Raw genomic sequence first — 23,765 nt, 5'->3', positions numbered from 1 at the left:
GGGACGCGGTGTTCCGCGCATTGACACGCGGGTGTCGCTGTGGTGGATTTGTCTCCCGTCGGCTCCGTTGGCTACGGTGTTGAGCCGCAGTTATCCACAGGCGTGAACCGTCCCCTCCCGCGTGATCGCGGGGATCGGGCGAGGCCTGTGGAAGCGCCTGTGCAGGGATCGGGCCCCGGATCTCCGCTGGAACCGAGGGCCCGCCGTGACGGACGACAGCCCGAGGCGGCGGCCAGGATTTCGAGAGCGACCGAGGACCGGAGACAGATGCCTGACGACACGTCGATGATCGACGCGTGGAACGTGATCCGCGGCGAGCTGTCGCGGGACGAGCGCATCACCGCGCCGATGTACGGCTTCGTCTCGCTGGTGGAGCCCAAGGGCATCATGGCGGGCACCTTCTACCTCGAGGTCCCGAACGAGTTCACCCGCGGAATGCTCGAGCACCGGGTCCGCGTGCCGCTGCTCAGCGCGATCGGCGCCCTCGACGACTCCTTCGGCGTCTCGACCTTCGCCTTCGTGGTGAACCCCGACATCGAGCACGAGCCGATGAGCTCCCCGTCGTCCGACTCGCTGAACCCCTTCGAGCCGGTGACCGGCTCCTCCGCCACGGTCGCCCCGCCGGTGCGCGTCGTCGAGGAGCTGCGCACCGTGCCGGCGACCGACACCCGGCTGAACCCGAAGTACAGCTTCGACAACTTCGTCATCGGCGGCTCCAACCGCTTCGCGCACGCCGCCGCGGTCGCCGTGGCCGAGGCGCCGGCGAAGGCGTACAACCCGCTCTTCGTCTACGGCGACTCGGGCCTCGGCAAGACCCACCTCCTGCACGCCATCGGCCACTACGCGATGAGCCTCTACCCGGGCATCCGCGTGCGGTACGTGTCGAGCGAGGAGTTCACCAACGACTTCATCAACTCGATCGCGAACAACCGCGGCAACGCGTTCCACGGCCGGTACCGCAACGTCGACATCCTCCTCATCGACGACATCCAGTTCCTGCAGGGGAAGGCGGAGACGCAGGAGGCGTTCTTCCACACCTTCAACCAGCTGCACGACCACAACAAGCAGGTCGTGATCACGTCCGACCTGCCGCCGAAGGCGCTGACCGGCTTCGAGGACCGCATGCGCTCGCGGTTCGAGTGGGGCCTGATCACCGACGTGCAGGCGCCCGACCTCGAGACCCGCATCGCGATCCTCCGCAAGAAGGCCGTCAGCGAGAAGCTGCTCGTCCCGGACGACATCCTCGAGTTCATGGCGTCGAAGGTGTCCAGCAACATCCGCGAGCTGGAGGGGACGCTGATCCGCGTCACCGCGTTCGCGAGCCTCAACCGCACCCCGGTGGACATGGCGCTGGTGCAGACGGTCCTGAAGGACCTGATCACGCTCGACGAGGACAACGTCATCTCGCCGGTCGACATCATCAATCACACCGCGGACTACTTCAAGCTCACGGTCGACGACCTCTACGGCTCGTCGCGCTCGCAGGCCGTGGCCACCGCCCGTCAGATCGCGATGTACCTCTGCCGCGAGCTGACCAACCTCTCGCTGCCCAAGATCGGCCAGCTGTTCGGCAACCGCGACCACACCACGGTCATGTACGCCAACAAGAAGATCTCGGAGCTCATGAAGGAGCGCCGCAGCATCTACAACCAGGTCACCGAGCTGACCACCCGCATCAAGACCAACCGCTGACCCCCGGCCGCCGGCTGCTCCCTCTCTCTCTGGTCGAGCAGCCGCGGCCGCATGCCGGCCGAGCAGCCGCACAGCGGCCCTTCCATGCCGGCCGAGCAGCCGCGCAGCGGCCCTTCCATGCCGGCCGAGCAGCCGCGCAGCGGCCCTTCCATGCCGGCCGAGCAGCCGCACAGCGGCCCCCACTTGCCGGCCGAGTAGCCGCGCAGCGGCCCCTGCATGCTGGTCGAGTAGCCGCGCAGCGGCGTATCGAGACCCACCCCTCCCGGTGACGCCGTCTCCCACTACGCCCCCTCGCCACCCCGCCACGCCCGCCGTCGTTCGCCACATCGAACGATTCCGGTCGATTTCCACACGTGTGAGCAACCTGTGGATAACTGTGGACAACCGCCCTCGATCTGTGCGCTCCGAGGACCCGCCTGTGCACTCCGGACGACCCGGTCGAATCCCTCCACAGGCCGTCCACGACCGCGCTCACACTCCGTCCACAGCTCGACCCCCTCCGCATCGCAGTCGTGAGTAGGGGTCCCGGACGTTTTCCACAGTTTCCACACGTGTTAACACTGTTAACGCAGTTCTCTCTTTAATCAGGGGCGGACCGGCAACCTCTCCACAGGGCTCGGCTGAGCCGGGAGGGGGTCGTGCTTCCGGGCACGTCGAAGCTGACGAGTACGATGGGCGTCGGTCTTCGTCCACGACTCGTCAGGGGTGTTCTCGTGAGGTTCCAAGCCAACCGCGATGTCTTCAGCGAGGCGGTGTCGTTCGCGGTCAAGCTGCTGCCGCAGCGCACGACCCTGCCGATCCTCTCGGGCATCCTCATCGAGGCGACCGCCGAGGGCCTCACGCTCTCCTCGTTCGACTACGAGGTCTCCGCGCAGACGCAGATCGCGGCCGACGTCGAGGAGACCGGCACGGTCCTCGTCTCCGGCCGGCTGCTCGCCGACATCGCCAACCGGCTCCCCAACGCCCCGGTGCGCGTCGCGACGGAGGAGTCGCGCGTCTCGGTCTCGGCCGGCTCCGCGCACTTCACGCTCCTGCAGATGCCCGTGGAGGAGTACCCGAGCATCCCCGAGATCGACGCCTCCACCGGCCTCGTCCCCGCCGACGCCTTCTCCGCCGCGATCTCGCAGGTCGCCGTCGCCGCCTCCCGCGACGACGTCACCCCCGTGATCACCGGCGTGCAGCTCGAGATCACCGAGAACACCATCGGCCTCGTCGCCACCGACCGCTACCGCGTCGCCGTCCGCGAGATCGACTGGGACAACGGCGACAACGCCGCCCCCAGCCAGCCGCTGACCGCGCTGGTCCCCGCGCGCACCCTGCAGGAGGTCGGCAAGACCTTCAGCCACTCCGGCACCGTCTCCGTCGCGATCACCCAGCGCGACGAGCGCGAGCTGATCGCCTTCACCGCCGATCGCAAGACCGTCACGTCGCTGCTGATCAAGGGCAATTTCCCGCCCGTGAAGCGCCTCTTCCCCGCCTCCGTCGAGAACTACGCGGTGATGGCGACGAGCGACCTCATCGAGGCCACCCGCCGCGTCTCGCTCGTCCTCGAGCGCGAGGCCGCCCTGCGCTTCAGCTTCAGCAGCGACGGGCTCACCCTCGAGGCCATCGGCTCCGAGCAGGCTCAGGCGTCCGAGAGCATCGACGCCATCGTCACCGGCGTCGACGTCGTCGTGTCGCTGAAGCCGCAGTTCCTGCTCGACGGCCTCGCCGCCGTGCACTCGGAGTTCGTGCGCATCGCGTTCACGAAGACCGAGAACCCCAACAAGCCCGGACCGGTCCTGATCACGGCGCAGACCTCGCGCGAGCAGCCCGGGAGCGACAGCTACCGCTACCTGCTCCAGCCGAACCTGCTCCTGCGCTGACCGCTCCTCCCCGATCGCAGCGCCGCGACCGCCCTGCTCCCGACGAGCACCCGCCCGCCGGACATCGAATCCCAGGAAGGTTCACCATGCACATCGGACTCGTCGGACTCGGCAAGATGGGCGACAACATGCGCTCCCGCCTGCGGGAGAAGGGCGTCGAGGTCACCGGCTACGACCGAAACCCGGACGTCTCGGACGCCGCCTCGCTCGACGAGATGATCGCCGCCCTCCCCGCGCCGCGCATCGTCTGGGTCATGGTCCCGGCCGGCGCCATCACGGACGCCGTCGTCACCGACCTGTCCGAGAAGCTCAGCGAGGGCGACCTGGTCATCGACGGCGGCAACTCCCGCTTCACCGAGGACTTCAAGCACGACGCGCTGCTCAAGCCCAAGGGCGTCCACTACATCGACGCCGGCGTCTCCGGCGGCGTCTGGGGCCTCGAGAACGGCTACGGCCTGATGGTCGGCGGCCCCAAGGAGCTCGTCGAGTACGCGATGCCCGTCTTCGACGCGCTGCGCCCCGAGGGCCCCCGCGAGGAGGGCTTCGTTTACGTCGGCGAGGTCGGCGCGGGCCACTACGCGAAGATGGTGCACAACGGCATCGAGTACGCGCTCATGCAGGCGTTCGCCGAGGGCTACGAGCTCCTAGACACCCGCAAGGACATCATCAAGGACGTCACCGGCACCTTCAAGGCGTGGCAGCGCGGCACGGTCGTCCGCTCCTGGCTCCTCGAGCTGCTCGTCCGCGCACTCGAGCAGGACCCGGAGTTCGAGCACATCGAGGGCTACGTCCAGGACTCCGGCGAGGGCCGCTGGACGATCGAGGAGGCCATCAACAACGCCGTCCCCGTCCCCACGATCAGCGCCTCGATCTTCGCGCGGTTCGTCTCCCGCCAGGAGGACTCCCCCGCCATGAAGGCGGTCGCGGCGCTCCGCAACCAGTTCGGCGGGCACTCCGTCAAAGCGGTCGACTGAGTCGACCGGTTCGGACTGCCTGCGGCAGTCCTCACGGCGGTCGGCTTCTCGAAGCTGTGGCGTCATGCAGAGCCGGTCGCGGACGGCGACCTGCGGCCCGCCGCCACCGTGAGGCAGGGATGCTCTCACGGCGGCGGCGGCGCCTTCGGCCGCCTGCACCTTGCACTGGGAGCGCGGCCGCTTCTGCTGTGCTCGGTGGGAGAGGCGCGTCCTTCGGACGACGCGGTGGCTTGCTGGGTCGCGTCCTGCGGACGGCGGGGTTCCATGCTGGGTCGCGTCCTGCGGACGGCGGGGTTCCATGCTGGGTCGCGTCCTGCGGACGGCGGAGTTCCATGCTGGTCGAGTAGCCGCGCAGCGGCGTATCGAGACCCCGCGCCCGGCGCAGGAGCATCGGGCAGAGTGGACACGGAGGAGGTGAGCGCGTGCAGGTGACGCAGCTGGCGTTGAGCGACTTCCGCAACTACGCCTCCGTGGACGTCGCGCTCGCGCCGGGCCCGAACCTCTTCGTCGGGCGCAACGGCCAGGGCAAGACGAACCTGGTCGAGTCGCTCGGCTACCTCTCCACGCTCGGCTCGCACCGGGTGTCCACCGATCAGGCGCTGATCCGCGCGGGTCGGGACAGTGCGGTGATCCGCGCACGGCTGCGCAACGGCGACCGCGACCTGCTCGCCGAGGTGCAGATCAACCGCTCCTCCGCCAACCGCGCGCAGATCAACCGCGGCGGCATCAAGCCGCGCGAGCTGCCCCGCTTCTTCTCGAGCGTCCTCTTCGCGCCGGAGGACCTCCTCCTCATCCGCGGCGACCCGTCCGCGCGCCGCCGCTTCCTCGATCAGCTGATCGTCCTCCGCTCCCCGCGGATGAGCGCGGTGCAGGCGGACTACGAGCGGGTGCTCCGCCAGCGCAACTCGCTCCTCAAGTCCGCGCGGGCGAGCGGCGTCCGCGATCCTGCGAAGCTCGGGACGCTCGACATCTGGGACGAGCGCCTCGTCGCCCTCGGCACCGAGATCATCCAGTCGCGGCTGACCCTGGTCGACGAGCTGAGCGGCCCGGTCCGAGCCGCGTACGAGGCGGTCGCCGGAGCGGACCAGCGCCCGGTGCTGCGCTCGCGCCTGAGCATCGAGGGAGCGGTCGACGACGACGACGAGCCCGTCGCGACGGCCGAGGCCTCCGCGGCGCCGGCGGAGCTGGCCGCGACCTTCTCCGCGGCCCTGCTCTCCGTGCGCCGACGCGAGCTCGACCGCGGGATCTCGCTGGTCGGGCCGCACCGCGACGACGTCCAGTTCGAGCTCAACGACCTCCCGGCGAAGGGCTACGCCAGCCACGGCGAGAGCTGGTCGTTCGCTCTGGCGCTCAAGCTCGGCGCGGCCGAGCTGCTCCGGCGCGACTCCCCCATGGGCGACCCCGTGCTGATGCTCGACGACGTCTTCGCCGAGCTCGACGCCCGCCGACGCGAGCGGCTCGCGGCCGTGGTCGCCGACTACGAGCAGGTGCTGATCACGGCCGCCGTCTTCGACGACGTGCCCGCGGCGCTGGCGGCGCACACGGTCCGGATCGAGGCGGGCCGCATCGTCGAGTCCGACGCGGTCGTGGTCCCGGAGACGCCCCTGATCGCACCTGAGACGGCCGCACCTGAGACGGCCGCACCCGAGACGGCCGCACCCGAGTCCGCGGCCGAGCCGGACCCCGAGCCCGGACTCGAGCAGAAGCCGGAGCCGGACTCGGCGGCCGAGCCGGTGCCCGTCTCCGAGCCCTCCCCGGAGCCCGACCGTGGCTGACTCCCCCCGCCGCGGCGCGCCCTCCCCCGCGCCCGACTCCGAGGCCGCCCGCGTATACCAGCACCTCAAGGAGGTCTTCGGCGGCGACGCCCCCCGCCGGGTGCGCAAGACCGTCGACCGGGCCGAGCCCAAGGGCGACGCCGCCCCGTTCGGCGGGGGCCGCGATCCGCACGACCTCGGCGACGTGCTCTCCTCTCTCACGGTGAAGCTCGGCTGGACCGCTCCCCTCGCCCAGGGCGACCTGATGTCGTCCTGGACCGCGATCGCCGGCGAGGAGACGGCGAAGCACTCCACTCCGGTCGGCGTGGTGGACGGCGTGCTCACGGTGGCGTGCGAGTCGACGGCCTGGTCGACCCAGCTGCGTCTGATGCGGATCGAGATCATGAACCACATCGCGGTGAACCACCCGGACGCGGGGATCACCGCGATCCGTTTCCAGGGGCCCGACGTCCCGAACTGGAAAAAGGGCCCCAGGTCGATTCCAGGGCGTGGTCCGCGCGATACCTACGGCTGAGGACGCATTTTCGGTCGACCCCGGAGAAATCGTTCGTCAGATCGCCACTGAGCGCCGCGCGACCGGCCGCCGCGCGATAGAATGGAGGGCCGCCGAACCGCAGCGTCGACCCCGTGCGCGAGATCTCCAGATCCGCCTGCGCGCCGCGACGGACCGTCAGAGGAGAACTCCACAGCTATGACACCCGAGCCGACCGACTCCACGTCAGCCCCCGCAGCGAACGACCTGGACGCGAACGGCTCCACCGGCCCCTCCGCTCCGGCCGAGGCCGCCTCGTCGGAGGCCGCGCACTCCGCCGGCATGTCGACGAAGTCCTCCGGCGACTACGGCGCGAACCAGATCCAGGTCCTCGAGGGCCTCGAGGCGGTCCGCAAGCGCCCCGGCATGTACATCGGCTCGACGGGCCCGCGCGGTCTGCACCACCTGGTCTACGAGATCGTCGACAACGCCGTCGACGAGGCGCTCGCGGGCTACTGCGACAACATCGAGGTCGTCATGCGCGCTGACGGCGGCCTGACCGTCGTCGACAACGGCCGCGGCATCCCGGTCGACATGCACCCCACCGAGGGCATCTCCACCGTGGAGCTCGTCCTGACCGTGCTGCACGCCGGCGGCAAGTTCGGCGGCGGCGGCTACGCGGTCTCCGGCGGTCTGCACGGCGTCGGCTCGTCCGTCGTCAACGCGCTCTCCACCCGGCTCGAGGTCGAGGTGAAGCGCCAGGGCGCCTCCTACAGCATGACCTTCGCCGACGGAGTGCCGGAGGCGCCGCTCGCGAAGGGCGGGCCGAGCGACGAGACCGGCACCACCATCACCTTCTGGCCGAACGCCGAGATCTTCGAGACCGTCGAGTTCGACTACGAGACCCTCCGCGCCCGGTTCCAGCAGATGGCGTTCCTCAACAAGGGCCTCCGCATCGCGCTGACCGACGAGAAGGAGATCGAGTTCGACGGCGAGGGGGAGAACGAGACCTCCGGCCCGCGCAGCGACGTCTTCCTCTACGAGAAGGGCCTCGTCGACTACGTCGAGTACATCAACTCGCTGAAGAAGTCCGATCTCGTGCACTCCGAGATCATCGACTTCGAGTCCGAGGACACCGAGCGCCGCATCTCCCTCGAGGTCGCGATGCAGTGGACGACGGCGTACACCGAGAGCGTGCACACCTACGCGAACACGATCAACACGCACGAGGGCGGCACGCACGAGGAGGGGTTCCGGGCGGCGCTGACGACGCTCGTCAACAAGTACGCGCGCGCGAACAACCTGCTCAAGGACAAGGACGAGAACCTCTCGGGCGACGACATCCGCGAGGGCCTCACCGCCGTCGTGTCGATCAAGCTCGGCGAGCCGCAGTTCGAGGGCCAGACCAAGACCAAGCTCGGCAACACCGAGGCCAAGGCGTTCGTGCAGCGGGTCGCCGGCGAGCAGCTCGCGGACTGGTTCGACCGCAACCCCAACCAGGCCAAGGACATCATCCGGAAGGCGATCCAGGCCGCCTCCGCGCGGATGGCCGCCCGCAAGGCGCGGGAGACCGCGCGTCGCAAGGGCCTGCTCGAGGGCGGCGGCATGCCGGGCAAGCTCAAGGACTGCCAGTCGAAGGACCCGTCGATCTCCGAGATCTTCATCGTCGAGGGCGACTCGGCCGGCGGCTCCGCCGTCCAGGGCCGGAACCCCGAGACGCAGGCGATCCTCCCCCTCCGCGGCAAGATCCTCAACGTCGAGAAGGCCCGCCTCGACCGCGCCCTGGGCAACAACGAGGTCCAGGCGATGATCACGGCCTTCGGAGCCGGCATCGGTGAGGACTTCAACCCCGACAAGGCGCGGTACCACAAGATCATCCTGATGGCCGACGCCGATGTCGACGGCCAGCACATCACGACGCTGCTGCTGACCCTGCTGTTCCGCTACATGCGCCCGCTGATCGACCTCGGCTACGTCTATCTCGCGCAGCCGCCGCTCTACCGCCTCAAGTGGTCGAACTCGCCGCACGAGTACGTCTACAGCGACCGCGAGCGCGACGCGCTGCTCGCGCACGGCGCCGCGTCGAACAAGCGCATGCCCAAGGAGAACGGGATCCAGCGCTACAAGGGTCTCGGCGAGATGGACTACAAGGAGCTGTGGGAGACCACGATGGACCCCGCCACGCGGACCCTCCTCCAGGTCACCCTCGACGACGCGGCCGCCGCCGACGAGATCTTCTCGACCCTGATGGGCGAGGACGTCGAGTCGCGCCGCTCCTTCATTCAAAAAAACGCCAAGGACGTGCGTTTTCTCGACATTTGATCCGTTATCGCGCTGCGATAACCGACAAATGTCGAGGTCGAGTAGGCCGCAGGCCGTATCGAGACCCGCCCACCTCCCACCACCCCGCACCACCGCATCACAACAACTGAACTGACACCCAGCGCGACCCGCCCCCGTCACGACCCGGGGCCGGGACCCACCTGAGAAGACAGAGATCATGGCAGACGAATCAGACACCCCCACCGGACCGGACGACGGCGAGGACATCGTCACCGAGACCGGTGTCGTGATCCACGGGCACGACAAGATCGAGCCGGTCGACCTGCAGCTCGAGATGCAGCGCTCCTACCTCGACTACGCGATGAGCGTCATCGTGGGCCGCGCGCTGCCCGAGGTGCGCGACGGCCTGAAGCCTGTGCACCGCCGCGTGATCTACGCGATGTACGACGGCGGCTACCGCCCCGACAAGGCGTTCTCCAAGTGCTCCCGCGTCGTCGGCGACGTGATGGGCCAGTTCCATCCGCACGGCGACTCGGCGATCTACGACGCCCTCGTCCGCCTCGTCCAGCCGTGGAGCCTCCGCTACCCGCTGGCGCTGGGCCAGGGCAACTTCGGCTCCCCCGGCAACGACGGCGCGGCGGCCCCCCGCTACACCGAGACCAAGATGGCCCCGCTGGCCCTCGAGATGGTCCGCGACATCGACAAGAACACCGTCGACTTCCAGGACAACTACGACGGCCGCACCCGCGAGCCGGCGATCCTCCCCGCGCGCTTCCCCAACCTGCTCGTCAACGGCTCGGTCGGCATCGCGGTGGGCATGGCCACCAACATCCCGCCGCACAACCTCCGCGAGGTCGCGGCCGGCGCGAAGTGGGCGCTGGAGAACCCGGAGGCGTCGCGCGAGGAGCTGCTCGAGGCGCTGCTGCAGCGCATCAAGGGCCCCGACTTCCCCACCGGGGCGCAGATCCTCGGCGTCCGCGGCATCCAGGACGCGTACCGCACGGGCCGCGGCTCGATCACGATGCGCGCCGTCGTCTCGATCGAGGAGATCCAGGGCCGCACCTGCCTCGTGGTCACCGAGCTGCCGTACCAGGTGAACCCGGACAACCTCGCGATCAAGATCGCCGAGCTGGTCAAGGACGGCCGCGTCTCCGGCATCGCCGACATCCGCGACGAGACCTCGGGCCGCACCGGCCAGCGCCTCGTCGTCGTGCTCAAGCGCGACGCGGTCGCGAAGGTCGTGCTGAACAACCTCTACAAGCACACCCCGCTGCAGGAGAACTTCGGCGCGAACATGCTCGCGATCGTCGACGGCATCCCGCGCACGCTCTCGCTCGACGGCTTCATCCGCGCGTGGGTCGACCACCAGGTCGAGGTCATCGTCCGCCGCACCCAGTACCTGCTCGACGAGGCCGAGGCGCGGATCCACATCCTGCGCGGCTACCTCAAGGCGCTCGACGCGCTCGACGAGGTCATCGCCCTCATCCGCCGCTCCCCCACAGTGGAGGAGGCCCGCGACGGCCTGATGGAGCTCCTCGACATCGACGAGGTGCAGTCGCGCGCCATCCTCGACATGCAGCTGCGCCGGCTCGCCGCCCTCGAGCGCCAGAAGATCATCGACGAGCACGACCGGATCCAGGCCGAGATCGAGGACTACAAGTCGATCCTCGCGAGCCCGGAGCGCCAGCGGACGATCATCTCCGACGAGCTCGACGAGATCGTCGACCGCTTCGGCGACGACCGCCGCACCGAGATCCTCTTCGGCTTCGACGGCGACATGAGCGTCGAGGACCTGATTCCCGAGGAGGAGATGGTCGTCACCGTCACCCGCGGCGGCTACCTCAAGCGCACCCGGAGCGACTCGTACCGCGCCCAGCACCGCGGCGGCCGCGGCGTGCGCGGCGCCCAGCTCAAGGCCGACGACATCGTCGAGCACTTCTTCGTCACGACGACGCACCACTGGCTGCTGTTCTTCACGAACACCGGCCGCGTGTACCGCGCCAAGACGTACGAGCTGCAGGAGGTGAGCCGCGACGCGAAGGGCCAGCACATCGCGAACCTCCTCGCGCTGGAGCCCGGCGAGCAGATCGCGCAGATCCTCGACATCCGCGACTACGAGGCGGCCCGCTACCTCGTCCTCGCCACCCGCGACGGCCTCGTCAAGAAGACGGCGCTGATGGAGTACGACACCAACCGCTCCGGCGGCATCATCGCGATCAAGCTCCGCGAGGGCGACGAGCTCGTCTCCGCGCTCCTGGTCGACGAGGACAGCGACGTGCTGCTCGTCTCCCGCAAGGGCATGTCGATCCGCTTCACCGCCTCGGACCAGGCGCTGCGCCCGATGGGCCGCTCCACGTCCGGAGTGATGGGCATGTCGTTCCGCGGCGACGACCGACTGCTGGACGCCAACGTCGTCAGCGACGAGGGCTACGTCTTCGTCGTGACCGAGGGCGGCTACGCGAAGCGCACCGCAGTCGACCAGTACCGGCTCCAGGGCCGCGGCGGTCTGGGCATCAAGGTGGCCAAGCTCGAGGAGAAGCGCGGCGACCTGGTCGGCGCCATCATCACGGGGGAGGACGACGAGGTGCTCGTCGTCCTCGCCAGTGGCAAGGTGGTACGCTCTGCCGTGGCCGAGGTACCGGCCAAGGGTCGCGACACCATGGGAGTCGTCTTCGCACGATTCGCAGACGACGACCGCATCATCGCACTCGCCAAGAACACCGAACGCAATCTCGACGCCCAGGACGAGGATCCCGACGCCGCGGCGTCGGCCGAGTCCGACGCGGTGTCGGAGGAGGATGAGTCCGTCGATGAGTAGCACGGTCGCCGAGAAGCTCGCCAAGAAGTCCGCGAAGAGCCCGGCGGCGAAGCAGGTCAGACTCAAGCTGGTGTACGTCGACTTCTGGTCGGCCGTCAAGCTGTCGTTCCTGCTCGGTCTGACGTTGGCGATCATCACGATCGTCGTCGTCTACCTCGTCTACACGGTGCTCGCGCAGACCGGCGTCTTCGACGAGGTCAACGGCCTCGTCCAGGACATCGCCGGCGCGGAGGCGTTCGACCTCAACACGATCATCTCGCTGCCCCAGATCATGGGCTTCGCGGTCGTCGTCGCAGTGCTGAACACCATCGTCACCACCGCACTCGGGGCGATCGTGGCGCTGCTGTACAACCTCAGCGTCAAGATCACCGGCGGCCTGCTGGTCGGCTTCACCAACCAGTAGGGCGGAGCGGCCGATTGGGATTCTGACCCGGTGTCGGGTAGAGTCACATCTGGCCATTTCGGGGGTATAGCTCAGGCGGTTAGAGCGCTTCACTGATAATGAAGAGGTCCCAGGTTCAAGTCCTGGTACCCCCACGTGCCGAACGGCCCGACATCGCGAGGTGTCGGGCCGTTCCACTCTCGTCGGCTTTCCGCCGCCGGTCCGGGGCCTTAGCTCAGTTGGTAGAGCGCCTGCTTTGCAAGCAGGATGTCAGGAGTTCGAATCTCCTAGGCTCCACACTCGAACCCCTCCGCCGGTTCTCCTCACCCGCTGTGCGTGCCGTACCGCGGTCGGCGTGCTCTGGCGGCGAACTCGTCGAGGGCCGCCAGGACCTCCACGGCCTCGAACGATCGGTTCCTGCGTCCCGCTCGCGGCTGGGTGAGGACTCCGGCGTCGACGAGCTTCTGCACGGCAGCATCCGCTGTCGGGAAGCTCACCCCGAGCTCGGCGGTGACGAGCGCGATCGTGACCACGGGCTGACGGAGCAGCAGCTGCCGCAGTGCATGCACCGAGGAGTCGCTCCGCGCGCGGATGCCGACGTCCCACCGCGCTCCTATCGCCGCGATGTCCGCGGCGAGTCGCCGTCCGTTCTGCACGGCGGCGAAGGCGGCGTCGGCGAGTGTCTCGATGACCGGGCGGACATCCCCGGAGCGGTAGGCGGTCAGCGCGTCGAAGTAGCGCTTCATGTCGCCGAGCAGCCCGGCGGAGACGGGGACGGTGACGTTCTCCGTGACGCCGGCAGCGCGGAGCATGCCCTGGACGAGCGCGCGACCTGTCCTGCCGTTGCCGTCCGGGAAGGGATGGACGGTCTCGAACTGCGCATGCACGATCGCCACCTGCGCGAGGACGGGGACGTCGACCCGGCGCGCGAACTCCATGACATCGAGCATCAGCGCCGGGACGCGCTCGTGATGCGGAGGAACGAAGAGCGCTCCGTGCGGGGACACCCCGCCTCCGCCGATCCACACCTGCTGGTCGCGCCAGTGCCCGACGATGTCGGGGGCCGTGCTCCCCAGCAGGATGCGATGCGTGGTGAGCACGGTATCGGTGTCCAGCTCGTCGGACAGCGCGATCGCCGCTTCCATCGCGGCGATGTTGCGGACGACCAGCTGAGCGTTCGTCGACGTGGAATCGCCGAGCTCGGCGAGCGCGACCTGCTTGGCACTCGCGGTGAGCTGCTCGACCTCGGAGCTCGATGCGCTCTCGGTCCGCAGCAGGATGGAGGCGAAGGGCGCGGTGAGGGTGCCGACCTGAGCATCGGGCTACGAGCAACTCGTCCTCTGGCGGGCGGCGGCGGGGTCAGCGGGGCTGGCAGGCCAGGCCGAGGAAGTTCTCGACGGAGAGGGTCTCGGAGGTGCCGTCGCGGATGTCGCCGACGATGATCTCGCCGACGGACAGGGTGTCGAACTGCTCGGCGGTGAAGACCACGGGGCGCCCGATGACCGAGCCGTCGACCGAGTAGGCGCCGAGGGTGAGGTCGACGCCGAGGGGGAACCTCTCGATCTCCCGGTCGGCGGGCCAGACGGTGCGGCCGGCGAGGTCGGTCGCGCCGATGTCGTCGACGGGCTCCGGGGCGACCCAGCGGGTGATCCTCCGCGCGCGATCGCCGATCAGCAGCGGAGCGGTGTCCTCGACGGCGAGGTCGAGGCCGTCGACGGCTCCGGAGCAGACGACGACGACGCCGAGCACCTCGGCGCGCTGCCCGCCGCGGCCGATGCCGACGGTCGCCTCTGAGACGGGCTCCGTGGCGCAGCCGGACAGCGTCAGCGAGGCCGTGGCCGCCAGCACGACCGCGACGCTGGCGACTCGACGACGATGCGGCACGAGGTCACCCTACGGCGAGGGCGAGCGCGGAGAGCGCCTGGGGGAGCGAGGGCGCTCCCTCCGCACGGAACACCGCGCGGCCGTCGGCGTCGCGGACCACGACCGTCGGGGTGGAGCGGATGTCCGCGGCTTCCGCTGCCTCGGGCGCGAAGGCGACGTCGAACTCGCGGATCTCCGCAGCGGGGACCAGCTCCGCCGCGCGCTCGAGCACGCTGCGGGCCGCGTTGCAGGCGCCGCAGAACGCGGACGTGTAGAGCTCGACGATCACAGGAACGACAACACCGGCGGGCATCAGACGATTCCTCGGGAGGCGGATCTCGATACGCCCGCTACGCGGGCTACTCGATCAGCATGGAGCGGCCGGACCGCGGCGGACCGAGGCTGACGCGGAGGAGGATCGCAGTCCGTCGGCGATGCAGCACGGCCGGCCGGCGCTGCATGCTGGTCGAGTAGCCCCGCAGGGGCGTATCGAGACCCGTCGTCAGCGCAGCGTCCAGGCCTCGTTCATCGTCAGGGCGACGTCGATCAGCTCGACGCGCTCGAGGCCCTCGACCTCGGCCAGCGGGAACCACGCGGCGGCGTCGGTCGAGCCGTCGACCTCGTGGGTCAGCTCACCGCCGGTGACGCGGGCGCGGTAGACGACGCGGATGGCGTGCAGGGGTCCGGCCTGGGGGTCGCTGCGGCGATGCGCGGGGATCACGTGCGAGTCGACGCCGATCAGCCCCTCGAGCTCGGCGTGGTAGCCGGTCTCCTCGAGTATCTCCCTGACGGCAGCGTCCGCGGGCGACTCGCCCTCGTCGATCCCGCCGCCGGGAAGCGTCCACGCCTCCCAGGGCCCCTGGCTCCAGTGCGCGAGGAGCATGCGCTCGCCGTCGATGATCACGCCGTACGCGGCGACCCGGATGTCCACCTCAGCAGCCTAACCGCGGACCGCGCACCACCGGACACGCGTGAGGCCCGGACCCGCGTGCGGTGTCCGGGCCTCACGCGGCGACTCAGGAAGCGGTCGACGCCGGCGACTGCGCGGCGCTGGCCGGCTCGTCCTCGGCGACCCACAGCTCGTCGTCGGCGCGGAACGTCTGCCAGACGGCGTAGCCGATGCCTCCGACGGCGACGAGAGCGGCGCCGATCGCGAAGACCGTGCCGACCTTGTTCTTCTTCTTCGGGGGAGTGGTGAGCTCCTCCCAGCGCGCCTTCGAGATCTCGGCGAGCTTCGCGCGGTTCTTCGAGTCCTTGGCGGCCTCGAACGCGGCCGCGGCGGTGCCGCCGACAGCGGCGAAGGTCGGGAGCACCTTGTGCTTGTAGGCGTCGCGTGCGGAGGAGTACGTGCCCTCGACGGCGGAGACCCCGTTGTCGTAGACGGGCTTCACCCGGCTCGAGTAGGCGTCCTTGACGGCCGGCACGACCTCCTTCTTCGCGTACGTGGTCGCGTGGCGGCGGCTCTTCTCGAGAACGGAGGCGGCGTGCGCCAGCACCTCCTGCTGCTCACTCCAGACCGCCTCGGCGTTCTTGCGGAGGCGCTTGAGATCCTTCTTGTGCTTACGTGACAGACCCACTTGGTCCTCCATCGGCTACGAGCGGCGAACAACGGCTCAATACTGCCACTCATCCCGCGGCCCGCGCATCGCGCACCCAGCGCATTGACACCCGGCGTTGCGGAGCCCTACAGAGCCGCTGTGCGAGAATCCCCCCATGCCTTTGCACACCGCAGTCGCGACGTTCCACACGACCAAGGGCGACATCGTCGTCAACCTCTACGGCAACCACGCGCCGAAGACGGTCCGCAACTTCGTCGGTCTCGCGACCGGCGACATCGAATGGACCCACCCGGCGACCGGTGCGAAGACGAAGGAGCCGCTCTACAACGGCACCGTCTTCCACCGCATCATCCCCGACTTCATGCTCCAGGGCGGCGACCCGCTCGGCCAGGGCATCGGCGGCCCGGGCTACCAGTTCGACGACGAGATCAACTCGGAGCTCGACTTCACCCAGCCCTACATCCTCGCGATGGCGAACGCCGGCAAGCAGGCGGGGCGCGGCACCAACGGCTCGCAGTTCTTCATCACCGTCGCGCCGACCACCTGGCTCCAGGGCAAGCACACCATCTTCGGCGCCGTCGCCGACGACGAGTCCAAGAAGGTCGTCGACGCGCTGTCGGCCGTGGCGACCGACGGTCGCGACAAGCCCCTCGAGGACGTCGTCATCGAGAGCGTCGAGATCACCGAGGTCTGAGCGCCTCTCCACCACTCATCGAGGGTCGGGTCCATCTGGGCCCGGCCCTCGTTCTCTCTCTCCCGGAGGAACGTCCGTGACCCAGGTCCCGCCGAGCAGCAGCACCTACACCTGCTACCGCCACCCCGATCGCCAGAGCTTCGTGCGCTGCCAGCGGTGCGGTCGCACGATCTGCGGCGAGTGCCAGACCCCGGCTCCGGTCGGTGTCATCTGCCCGGACGACATGGCGCAGCAGCGCAGCGAGGCCCCGCGCGTCCGCGGACCGCTCGTGTCGCGGGTCCGGGCGATGACACGGGCCGACCAGCCGACCGTCACCTACGCGATCATCGCGCTCTGCGTCCTGGTCTGGATCCTCGAGGTGCTCCCCTTCATCGGGAACACCGTGCTCAACGCGATCGCCTACTTCCCCGCGTACACGCTGCCCGGCTTCGGCGCGGGCTTCGAGCCGTGGCGGATGATCACGTCGATCTTCGCGCACAGCACGTCCCTCTTCTTCGTGGTGCCGTTCCACCTCCTGCTGAACATGTACACGCTGTGGGTCTTCGGCATGGCGCTCGAGCGGATGCTCGGCCGCGGGCGCTACCTGACGCTGTTCCTCCTCAGCGGCTTCGCCGGCTCGGTCGGCGTCCTGCTCCTCTCCAGCCCGCTCACCCCGGTGATCGGCGCCTCGGGCGCCATCTTCGGGCTGATGGGCGCGTACCTCGTGATCCTCCGCCACCTCGGCGGGCAGGCCTCGCAGCTGCTGGTGCTGGTCGGGCTCAACCTCGTGATCGGCTTCCTGCCCGGGATGAACGTCGCCTGGCAGGCGCACGTCGGCGGCCTGGTGGCCGGTGCTCTCATCGGGCTGGTCTTCACGCGGACGCGGCAGCGCTCGCAGCGGCGCACTCAGAACCTTCTCGTCGGGCTGATCGGCGTCGGCCTCGTGGCGGTCACCGTCGGGGCGTACGTCCTGGCCTGAGCCGCCTCGGCGCCGCCCCACGAGCTCGTCCACAGGGCGTCCAAGACTGTCCACAGCATCCGTCCACAGCTGGGGACGAAGTTATCCACAGAGTTGTTAACACTGGGGAGAACTACGCCGCTGTCATTCGGAGCAGCCGGTGGGACGGCCTCCTGATCGGCGATCCTGCCCTGTCACGCCGCCGATGCGTGCCCGATCAGGCTCCGCATCCGCGGACTGGCGCGAGGTCCGGAGTTGTCCACAGGAGTTTCAACACCTGGGGATAATTACACGCGTGTAGTTCGCCGTCGCGGGGCGGAGACGACCGTGGCGTCGAGGTCCTCGTCGAGGAGGATCGACGGGTCGAATCCCACGTCCGCGAAGAGTGCCGCCGTCCGCTCCGCCTGCTCTCGGCTGGTCTCGATGACGACCGCGCCGTCGTCGCTCAACCAGGGCAGGACCCCCGCCGCGATCCGGCGGTGCAGCGCGAGGCCGTCAGCCCCGCCGTCGAGGGTCGACGCCGGCTCGTGCAGGCGGGCCTCCGGCGGCATCAGAGCGATCGCCGCGGTCGGCACGTAGGGCGCATTGACCACGACGAGGTCGATCCGGCCTCGGAGATCCTCGGGAAGGGCGGCGAACAGGTCGCCTCGGTGGACCGTGGCGAGTCCCGCCAGGGTCCGCCGGGCGCAGGCGACCGCGGCGGGGGAGAGGTCGGCCGCGTGGAGGGTGAGGCTGTCGCGCTCCTCGAGAAGGGCCCGCCCGATCGCTCCGACACCGCAGCAGAGGTCGAGGACGGTCGCGGGCCCTCTCCCGTCCAGCAGTTCGAGCGCCGCGTCGACGACGGCCTCGGTGCGCCGTCGGGGGACGAAGACGCCGGGGGAGACCGGGACGCGCAGCCCGCGGAAGGCGACCCAGCCGAGGATCTGCTCGAGCGGCTCCCCGGCCTCACGGAGCCGCAGGAGCGCGTCGAGGCGGTCGGAGCCGGCCGCCGCCTCGTGCAGGAGCTCCGCCTCCTCCTCCGCGAAGACGCAGCCCGCCGCACGCAGGCGCGCGACGGACGATGCGAGGGCCGGCGGGAGACCCGCCCCCGGGGACGACGAACGCCCCGTCGGCGGACCGGACGGGGCGTCGTTCATGCTGGTGTGATCAGCGCCAGCGGGTCGTCATGAGGAAGCCGATGAAGGCGATCCCGAAGCCGATGAGGATGTTCGCGTTGCCGAGATCCGGCACGGGGAGCGTGCCCTGGCTCACGTAGAAGACGATGATCCACGCGAGGCCCAGCAGCATGAACCCGAACATGACGGGCTTGAACCACACGGGATTGGGTGCGTCCTCACCGGTCCGGGCCTCGTCGCGCTCGGGCTTCGGGCTCTTCGTCGCTCGTGCCATGCCTTCCACTGTACCGGGAGACGGCCGCCGACCGGGAGCGCGAGGCCGCGGGGATGCCGTGCAGGCGCGCAGGAGCGGCTGTGCGGAACGCGCCAGGGGCCGCGGAGCCCGTGGGACGTGCGCGCCCCGCGCCTAGACTCGTCGCATGACCGCCCCGTCGCCCGCCGCCGCACCGCTGCGACCGCGCGACCGACGAGAGCGCACACGGCGACCGCGCCGCCGCCTGACGTTCTTCGGCGTCCTCGGCGAGTTGCTCATGACGGCCGGAGCGCTCGTCCTGCTCTACCTGGGCTGGCAGCTCTGGTGGAACGACGCGGTGATCGCCGGCCAGCAGACCTCCGAGGCCGCGGAGCTCCGGCAGAGCTGGGGTGATGCCGCCCCCGCACCGGAGCCCTCGACGGCGCCGAGCGAGACCCCCGCCGGCTTCGGCGATCCGGTGATCGCTCCGGTGGCGGCACTCGACACCTCCTTCGGCAACCTCTACATCCCGCGCTACGGCGAGGGCTGGGTCCGCACCATCGCGGAGGGCGTGGACGCCGAGAACGTCCTCGACGAGGGCAGCATCGGCCACTACCCGGGCACGCAGATGCCGGGCGAGGCGGGAAACTTCGCCCTCGCGGCGCACCGCAGCGCCTACGGCGGCGGCATGCACCTGATCGACGAGCTCCAGCTCGGCGACGCGATCTACATCGAGACGGCGGACGGCTGGTACACCTACCGATTCCGGAACCTCGAGTACGTGCAGCCCTCGGAGATCCAGGTCATCGATCCCGTCCCGTGGACGACGGGAGTGACGCCGACCGACCGGCTGATCACCCTCACGAGTTGCAATCCGCTCTACTCCACCGCCGAGCGGATCATCGCCTACGGCGTCTTCGAGTCCTGGCATCCGCGCTCCGCGGGTGCGCCGGCCGAGATCGCCGCGTCTCTCGCGCAGGAGGGCTGACCGTGTACGCGGCACTCTGGCGGGTCCTGCCCGGACCCTGGTGGCTCCGGCTGCTCCTCGTGATCGTCCTGGTGGTGGCGGTGCTCGCCGCACTCGCCGAGTGGGTCTTCCCCTGGGTGCAGTCGCTCGTGCTCGATCAGAACGTCACCGTCGGGACGTGAGCGGGCCCCCGAGGCGGTCGCCGCGATGACGCGGATCCTGGTCGTCGACAACTACGACAGCTTCGTCTTCACGCTCGTCGCCTACCTGCGCGAGGCGGGGGCGGAGGTCGACGTCGTCGAGGGAGCGGAGCTGGCTCCCCGCGACGCGATCGAGCGCGCGGCGGGGAGCGACGGGATCGTGCTGTCGCCCGGGCCGGGCCGACCGGAGGAGGTCCCCACATCGGTGGCGCTCGCGCGGCACGCCCTGGCCGAGGCGCAGCCGCTCCTGGGGGTCTGCCTCGGGCACCAGGTTCTCGCTCACGCCCTCGGTGCCCGCGTCCGCGAGGCTCCGGAGCTGATGCACGGCCGGACCTCGGCGGTCGTGCACGACGGCGATCCGCTGTTCTCCGGGATCCCGTCGGGGTTCACGGCGATGCGCTACCACTCGCTCGCCGTCCAGCGCTCGACACTGCCTGCGGAGCTCGCCGTCATCGCGGGGACCGCCGAGGGGGTCGTGATGGCGCTGCGCCATCGGACCGCGCCCGCGGTCGGCGTCCAGTTCCACCCCGAATCCGTTCTCACCGAGGGCGGTCGTCGGCTGATCTCGAACTGGCTCGTCGAGACGGAGCGGCCCCGTCCGACCCGATAGGCGCGGAGCGGAATGCGGAGCCCAGTCGTTGCGAACGCTCGGGCGCCGCTTATCGAACCGACCGAGCAGGCCCATTCACCGCTTATCGACGCACCATTCGCAGCGTGCGGTCCGAGAAATCACCCGTACTTGCGGCCCCCTGATGGGGGGCCCACCTGGGCGTCAGAAGGGGTGCGATCCGCGCCATCGACGCGCTATGAGAGCGCGCACTCGTTCCGGGATCCGCGCCACAACAGGGAAGTCCCGCTCGCGTGCTTCCGCGATCCCCCCGAGCGGGTGGCGTGATTTGACGGAGCCCTGGCGGATGATGCGGGGGGCTCGACGGGCATAATCGGAGGGCGCCGGTTAGGGGACCGGTGCCGTCGAGAAGAGAATTCCGAGGCATCACATGGTGGAATCGATTTCTTGGGCTTATTCCGGAATTCGCGAGCTCGAGACACTGGGCCCGCGCATCGTCGTCAAGCCGGGCACTGTTCCGCGCATGGCGGGCTCCGGTTTCACCGCGGCCGGCATCAGCGTCGTCCTCCTGACGACCTCGCCGCTGCGGGTCCTCCGGGGGACCTGGGGCGCCGACGACACGTCGATGCTGAGCTTCAGCTTCCTGATCGAGGGCGCGGTCCGGCTCGTCGGGCCGGATCGGACAGTGCTCCTGCGGCCCGGCTCGATCGCCTACCAGCCGGGGACGACCACCTTCACCACCGAGTCGACGATGCCCGTCACCTCCCTCCAGATCACGATCCGCGCGGACGAGATGCGCCGCTACGGCTTCGATCTCGGCTCGAACGTCTACGCGCTCGATCCGGACGCCCGGTCCACCCGTGCGGCCTTCGCCTTCACGACGGCGTTCGCGCTCGCGGCGGAGTCGGGCACGGGACTCCCGTCCGACCACGAGGTCGACGGCTTCGGGCACGTGGTCAAGCAGCTGCTCGTGAGCGCCTTCCTCGCCTCGGCCGGCTCTCAGCCCGGGACGACGAGCGTGCGCGCGGCGACCCTCGGCCGAGCGCGGACCGTGATCGACCGGACTCACCGGACCCCGCGGTGCACCCCGGAGGCGGTCGCGGACGCGGTCAACGTGTCCACGCGGTCGCTGCAGCGGCTCTTCGAGGACGCGGGGACGACGGTGGCGAGCGAGATCGAGCGCGCGCGGGTCGCCAGCGCCGTCGAGCTGCTCCGGCGCCGACCGCGCGAGGTGCCGCTCGAGGCCATCGCTGCGGCGTCGGGCTTCTCGTCCGCCGATCACCTCCGCCGGGCGCTGAAGCGCCGCGAGGGTCTCACTCCGAGCGACATCCGCGGAAGGGTGGGGACGTCGATGGAGGCCGGCTCGCCGGACGACGGGGTGCTGCGGCTCGCGCCGCCGCTCGCCGACGCTGCCCGGCGCGCGTAGAGCAGCGGGTGTCGTCCATGCTGATCGAGTAGCCCGCGCCGCGGGCGTGTCGAGATCCACCAGCGCCGGGAGGACGAGTCAGAAGACCTTCCCTTCTGGCGACGCAGCGTCTCGATGCGCCCCTCAGGGGGCGAGGGTCAGCCGGCGCAGAAGCCGAGCTCGACGGTCGAGCCCTGGGGGACGTCGCCCGGGGCGATCGACTGGGTGGTGATCGGGGGGTTGGCCCGGACGGAGTCGCAGGTCTCGTCGGGAGCCTCCTCGCCGATCAGCTGGAGCTGCTCGGACGCCAGGGTGGCGAGGGCGGTGCTCAGCGTCTGGCCGACGAGGTCGGGCAGGGTCACCTGGCCCGAGGAGACGACGAGGTCGATCGGCGTTCCCGGGGCGAGCTGCTGGCCGCCGGCAGGAGTGCTGGAGAGCACCACGTCGCCCGGCACGGTGGGTGAGTTCTGACGCGTCTGCGATCCCTCCGAGAAGCCGGCCCCGGTGAGGGCGGCGATCGCCTCCTCGAGGGTCGACCCCGCCGTCTCGGGAACGGCCACCGGCTGGGCGCCCTGAGAGACGTAGACCCGGATGACCGTCTCGGGCGCGACGATGGTGCCGGAGCCGGGATCGGTGCGGATCACCTCGCCGGCCGGGACCGTGTCGCTGAACTCGGCGAGCTGACTCGCCACCAGGTCGAGCTCGGTGAGCGTCGACTGCGCGCTGTCGTAGCTGGTGCCCGTCAGCACGGGGACCTCGCGCGATTGCGAGGGCAGGGTGGTCGTCGGCTGGAGCGTGAGCACCCAGATCACCAGCGCCGCCACGATGACGGCGAGCACGACGATCGACGACCAGATCCAGAGCACCGGCGGGCGGCGCTGGGTGCGGACGATCGAGTTGTCCTCGGCGAGCTGGCGCAGGGCGAGCTCGGAGTCGTTCATGCCGCCGCCGCTGCGCGCGGCGAAGAGAGACGTGGTCAGCTCGTCGATCGGGCGGTGGTCGGGGAGGCGGCCGGCCGCGGCGTCGCGCAGGTCGTCGCGGAACTCGGCGGCTCCCTGGAAGCGCTCGTAGCGATCCTTCGACAGCGCTCGGGCGACGACGCCGTCGAGGGCGGGCGAGACGGCGGGGTTGATCGAGCTGGGCGCCGGGGGCGTCTCGCTGACGTGCTGGTAGGCGACGGCCACCGGGGTGTCCCCGCGGAAGGGAGCGCGGCCGGTGAGCAGCTCGAAGAGGACGATGCCGGCGGAGTAGAGGTCGCTGCGGGCGTCGACCTGCTCGCCCTTCGCCTGCTCCGGCGAGAAGTAGGCGGCGGTGCCGAGGATGGCGGTGGTCTGCGCCACGGTCGCGGCGGAGTCGGAGACGGCGCGGGCGATCCCGAAGTCCATCACCTTCACCTGGCCCGAGGGGGTCAGCATGATGTTGCCGGGCTTGATGTCGCGGTGGACGACCCCCGCGCGGTGGGAGTACTCGAGCGCGGTGAGGATGCCCTCGGTGATGCGGACGGCCTCGTCGACCTCGACCGGTCCCTCCGCGATGACGTCCTTCAGCAGGCGCCCCTCGATGTGCTCCATCACGATGAACGGACGGCGCGACTCCGCACCGGTGTCGTCGAGCGAGACCTCCTCGCCGGCGTCGAACACGCGGACGATTGTCGGGTGCGACATGCGGGACGCGGACTGCGCCTCCTGCCGGAAGCGCAGGCGGAACGCGGAGTCGGAGGACAGTGAGAGCTTGAGCTCCTTGATCGCGACCGTGCGCCCCAGGCGGGTGTCGGTGCCGAGGTAGACCTCGGACATCCCTCCGCGACCGAGCCGGGGCCCGACCTGGTACCGTCCTGCGATCAGGCGTCCCTCATCCGTCACGCGCACGCTCCCGCCCTGTACTTCCGTGTGGCACGGCCCCCGGGGAGCCACGGCAAGTGTACCCGGGCGCCTCCTGGCAGCCCGGCGCGCGACGCCGGGTCC

Annotated in this window: 23 protein-coding genes and 2 tRNA genes; 16 read left to right on the top strand and 9 right to left on the bottom strand. The window is 70.0% G+C overall.

Annotated features, from left to right (window positions below):
- Positions 1-267: 267 nt before the first annotated feature.
- Positions 268-1,692: a chromosomal replication initiator protein DnaA gene (gene dnaA / locus MT355_RS10075; RefSeq protein ID WP_123447261.1), complete on the top strand. Its 1,425-nt coding sequence runs from the start codon at positions 268-270 to the stop codon at positions 1,690-1,692.
- Here the strand turns inward: dnaA and MT355_RS10070 are convergent.
- Positions 1,644-1,949, bottom strand: coding sequence for a hypothetical protein (locus MT355_RS10070; RefSeq protein ID WP_243599414.1), 306 nt, complete (start codon positions 1,947-1,949; stop codon positions 1,644-1,646). The two genes, dnaA and MT355_RS10070, sit on opposite strands and share 49 nt — an antisense overlap.
- A 456-nt stretch (positions 1,950-2,405) precedes the next feature.
- Between MT355_RS10070 and dnaN the strand changes: the two genes are divergently transcribed.
- From dnaN to MT355_RS10025, 9 genes are all read left to right on the top strand, one after another.
- A complete protein-coding gene (gene dnaN, locus MT355_RS10065; RefSeq protein ID WP_123447260.1) occupies positions 2,406-3,557 on the top strand; it encodes a DNA polymerase III subunit beta in 1,152 nt (383 codons plus the stop codon).
- Positions 3,558-3,643: 86 nt separating this feature from the next.
- Positions 3,644-4,531, top strand: coding sequence for a phosphogluconate dehydrogenase (NAD(+)-dependent, decarboxylating) (gene gnd, locus MT355_RS10060; protein WP_243599413.1), 888 nt, complete (start codon positions 3,644-3,646; stop codon positions 4,529-4,531).
- Positions 4,532-4,953: 422 nt separating this feature from the next.
- Positions 4,954-6,306 (top strand): DNA replication/repair protein RecF, encoded by a 1,353-nt coding sequence (gene recF / locus MT355_RS10055; RefSeq protein WP_243599412.1) that lies wholly within the window; start codon positions 4,954-4,956, stop codon positions 6,304-6,306.
- Positions 6,299-6,820 carry a DUF721 domain-containing protein gene (locus MT355_RS21590; protein ID WP_123447257.1) on the top strand — a complete coding sequence of 174 codons (522 nt, stop codon included), beginning with the start codon at positions 6,299-6,301 and terminating at the stop codon, positions 6,818-6,820. The genes recF and MT355_RS21590 overlap by 8 nt, the downstream gene beginning before the upstream one ends.
- Before the next feature lie 300 nt (positions 6,821-7,120).
- Complete coding sequence (gene gyrB / locus MT355_RS10045) at positions 7,121-9,100, top strand: DNA topoisomerase (ATP-hydrolyzing) subunit B (protein WP_123706249.1); 1,980 nt, start codon at positions 7,121-7,123, stop codon at positions 9,098-9,100.
- Positions 9,101-9,278: 178 nt separating this feature from the next.
- Positions 9,279-11,879, top strand: a complete 2,601-nt coding sequence (gene gyrA / locus MT355_RS10040) for a DNA gyrase subunit A (RefSeq protein WP_243599411.1) — start codon at positions 9,279-9,281, stop codon at positions 11,877-11,879.
- Positions 11,872-12,282 (top strand): DUF3566 domain-containing protein, encoded by a 411-nt coding sequence (locus MT355_RS10035; RefSeq protein ID WP_123447255.1) that lies wholly within the window; start codon positions 11,872-11,874, stop codon positions 12,280-12,282. Before gyrA ends, MT355_RS10035 begins: the two co-directional genes overlap by 8 nt.
- A 60-nt stretch (positions 12,283-12,342) precedes the next feature.
- A tRNA-Ile gene (locus MT355_RS10030) sits at positions 12,343-12,416 on the top strand.
- A gap of 69 nt (positions 12,417-12,485) precedes the next feature.
- A tRNA-Ala gene (locus tag MT355_RS10025) sits at positions 12,486-12,558 on the top strand.
- A 26-nt stretch (positions 12,559-12,584) separates the two neighbouring features.
- Here MT355_RS10025 and MT355_RS10020 read toward each other — a convergent pair.
- The 5 genes from MT355_RS10020 to MT355_RS10000 all read right to left on the bottom strand — a co-directional run bounded on the left by MT355_RS10020 (position 12,585) and on the right by MT355_RS10000 (position 15,701).
- Positions 12,585-13,406 carry a Fic family protein gene (locus MT355_RS10020; protein ID WP_243599410.1) on the bottom strand — a complete coding sequence of 274 codons (822 nt, stop codon included), beginning with the start codon at positions 13,404-13,406 and terminating at the stop codon, positions 12,585-12,587.
- Positions 13,407-13,620: 214 nt separating this feature from the next.
- Positions 13,621-14,145 (bottom strand): hypothetical protein, encoded by a 525-nt coding sequence (locus MT355_RS10015; protein WP_243599409.1) that lies wholly within the window; start codon positions 14,143-14,145, stop codon positions 13,621-13,623.
- 4 nt (positions 14,146-14,149) lie between these two features.
- A complete protein-coding gene (locus MT355_RS10010) occupies positions 14,150-14,437 on the bottom strand; it encodes a thioredoxin domain-containing protein (protein ID WP_243599408.1) in 288 nt (95 codons plus the stop codon).
- A 189-nt stretch (positions 14,438-14,626) separates the two neighbouring features.
- The gene (locus MT355_RS10005) at positions 14,627-15,055 is read right to left on the bottom strand and encodes an NUDIX hydrolase (protein ID WP_308197340.1); all 429 of its coding nucleotides are present in this window, start codon (positions 15,053-15,055) and stop codon (positions 14,627-14,629) included.
- An 85-nt stretch (positions 15,056-15,140) separates the two neighbouring features.
- The gene (locus MT355_RS10000) at positions 15,141-15,701 is read right to left on the bottom strand and encodes a hypothetical protein (protein ID WP_160086123.1); all 561 of its coding nucleotides are present in this window, start codon (positions 15,699-15,701) and stop codon (positions 15,141-15,143) included.
- A 136-nt stretch (positions 15,702-15,837) separates the two neighbouring features.
- On the opposite strand from MT355_RS10000, the gene MT355_RS09995 reads away from it, so the two are divergent.
- Together MT355_RS09995 and MT355_RS09990 are read left to right on the top strand one after the other, a co-directional pair.
- Positions 15,838-16,377, top strand: a complete 540-nt coding sequence (locus MT355_RS09995; RefSeq protein WP_123447250.1) for a peptidylprolyl isomerase — start codon at positions 15,838-15,840, stop codon at positions 16,375-16,377.
- Between the two features lie 76 nt (positions 16,378-16,453).
- Positions 16,454-17,335 carry a rhomboid family intramembrane serine protease gene (locus tag MT355_RS09990; protein WP_243599407.1) on the top strand — a complete coding sequence of 294 codons (882 nt, stop codon included), beginning with the start codon at positions 16,454-16,456 and terminating at the stop codon, positions 17,333-17,335.
- Between the two features lie 266 nt (positions 17,336-17,601).
- On the opposite strand, the gene MT355_RS09985 is transcribed toward MT355_RS09990, so the two are convergent.
- Both MT355_RS09985 and MT355_RS09980 read right to left on the bottom strand, forming a co-directional pair.
- The gene (locus MT355_RS09985) at positions 17,602-18,450 is read right to left on the bottom strand and encodes a putative protein N(5)-glutamine methyltransferase (protein ID WP_243599406.1); all 849 of its coding nucleotides are present in this window, start codon (positions 18,448-18,450) and stop codon (positions 17,602-17,604) included.
- Positions 18,451-18,460: 10 nt separating this feature from the next.
- A complete protein-coding gene (locus tag MT355_RS09980; RefSeq protein ID WP_123447247.1) occupies positions 18,461-18,703 on the bottom strand; it encodes a cell division protein CrgA in 243 nt (80 codons plus the stop codon).
- A 145-nt stretch (positions 18,704-18,848) separates the two neighbouring features.
- On the opposite strand from MT355_RS09980, the gene MT355_RS09975 reads away from it, so the two are divergent.
- The 4 genes from MT355_RS09975 (at position 18,849) to MT355_RS09960 (ending at position 21,822) form a co-directional block, all read left to right on the top strand.
- The gene (locus MT355_RS09975) at positions 18,849-19,649 is read left to right on the top strand and encodes a class E sortase (protein WP_243599405.1); all 801 of its coding nucleotides are present in this window, start codon (positions 18,849-18,851) and stop codon (positions 19,647-19,649) included.
- Between the two features lie 2 nt (positions 19,650-19,651).
- Entirely contained in the window at positions 19,652-19,810 is a 159-nt protein-coding gene (locus MT355_RS09970) for a hypothetical protein (protein WP_164874570.1), read from the top strand.
- A gap of 25 nt (positions 19,811-19,835) precedes the next feature.
- Positions 19,836-20,438, top strand: a complete 603-nt coding sequence (locus MT355_RS09965; protein WP_243599404.1) for an aminodeoxychorismate/anthranilate synthase component II — start codon at positions 19,836-19,838, stop codon at positions 20,436-20,438.
- A 481-nt stretch (positions 20,439-20,919) separates the two neighbouring features.
- Entirely contained in the window at positions 20,920-21,822 is a 903-nt protein-coding gene (locus tag MT355_RS09960) for a helix-turn-helix domain-containing protein (RefSeq protein WP_165909115.1), read from the top strand.
- A 137-nt stretch (positions 21,823-21,959) separates the two neighbouring features.
- Here MT355_RS09960 and pknB read toward each other — a convergent pair whose 3' ends face one another.
- Positions 21,960-23,663: a Stk1 family PASTA domain-containing Ser/Thr kinase gene (pknB, locus tag MT355_RS09955; RefSeq protein WP_308197339.1), complete on the bottom strand. Its 1,704-nt coding sequence runs from the start codon at positions 23,661-23,663 to the stop codon at positions 21,960-21,962.
- Between the last annotated feature and the right edge of the window lie 102 nt (positions 23,664-23,765).

Source organism: Rathayibacter sp. VKM Ac-2929, from assembly GCF_022815495.1.
Classification (GTDB): domain Bacteria; phylum Actinomycetota; class Actinomycetes; order Actinomycetales; family Microbacteriaceae; genus Rathayibacter; species Rathayibacter festucae.
This window is presented reverse-complemented; position numbering and strand designations above follow the sequence as displayed.

What these genes read in the sequence shown, in the direction of transcription:
- dnaA (WP_123447261.1), top strand. Translation starts at nt 268, where the DNA reads ATGCCTGACGACACGTCGATGATCGACGCGTGGAACGTGATCCGCGGC.
- gnd (WP_243599413.1), top strand. Translation starts at nt 3,644, where the DNA reads ATGCACATCGGACTCGTCGGACTCGGCAAGATGGGCGACAACATGCGC.
- gyrB (WP_123706249.1), top strand. Translation starts at nt 7,121, where the DNA reads ATGTCGACGAAGTCCTCCGGCGACTACGGCGCGAACCAGATCCAGGTC.
- gyrA (WP_243599411.1), top strand. Translation starts at nt 9,279, where the DNA reads ATGGCAGACGAATCAGACACCCCCACCGGACCGGACGACGGCGAGGAC.
- MT355_RS10035 (WP_123447255.1), top strand. Translation starts at nt 11,872, where the DNA reads ATGAGTAGCACGGTCGCCGAGAAGCTCGCCAAGAAGTCCGCGAAGAGC.
- MT355_RS10020 (WP_243599410.1), bottom strand. Translation starts at nt 13,406, where the DNA reads ATGGAAGCGGCGATCGCGCTGTCCGACGAGCTGGACACCGATACCGTG.
- MT355_RS10010 (WP_243599408.1), bottom strand. Translation starts at nt 14,437, where the DNA reads ATGCCCGCCGGTGTTGTCGTTCCTGTGATCGTCGAGCTCTACACGTCC.
- MT355_RS09995 (WP_123447250.1), top strand. Translation starts at nt 15,838, where the DNA reads ATGCCTTTGCACACCGCAGTCGCGACGTTCCACACGACCAAGGGCGAC.
- MT355_RS09985 (WP_243599406.1), bottom strand. Translation starts at nt 18,450, where the DNA reads ATGAACGACGCCCCGTCCGGTCCGCCGACGGGGCGTTCGTCGTCCCCG.
- MT355_RS09980 (WP_123447247.1), bottom strand. Translation starts at nt 18,703, where the DNA reads ATGGCACGAGCGACGAAGAGCCCGAAGCCCGAGCGCGACGAGGCCCGG.
- MT355_RS09975 (WP_243599405.1), top strand. Translation starts at nt 18,849, where the DNA reads ATGACCGCCCCGTCGCCCGCCGCCGCACCGCTGCGACCGCGCGACCGA.
- MT355_RS09965 (WP_243599404.1), top strand. Translation starts at nt 19,836, where the DNA reads ATGACGCGGATCCTGGTCGTCGACAACTACGACAGCTTCGTCTTCACG.
- MT355_RS09960 (WP_165909115.1), top strand. Translation starts at nt 20,920, where the DNA reads ATGGCGGGCTCCGGTTTCACCGCGGCCGGCATCAGCGTCGTCCTCCTG.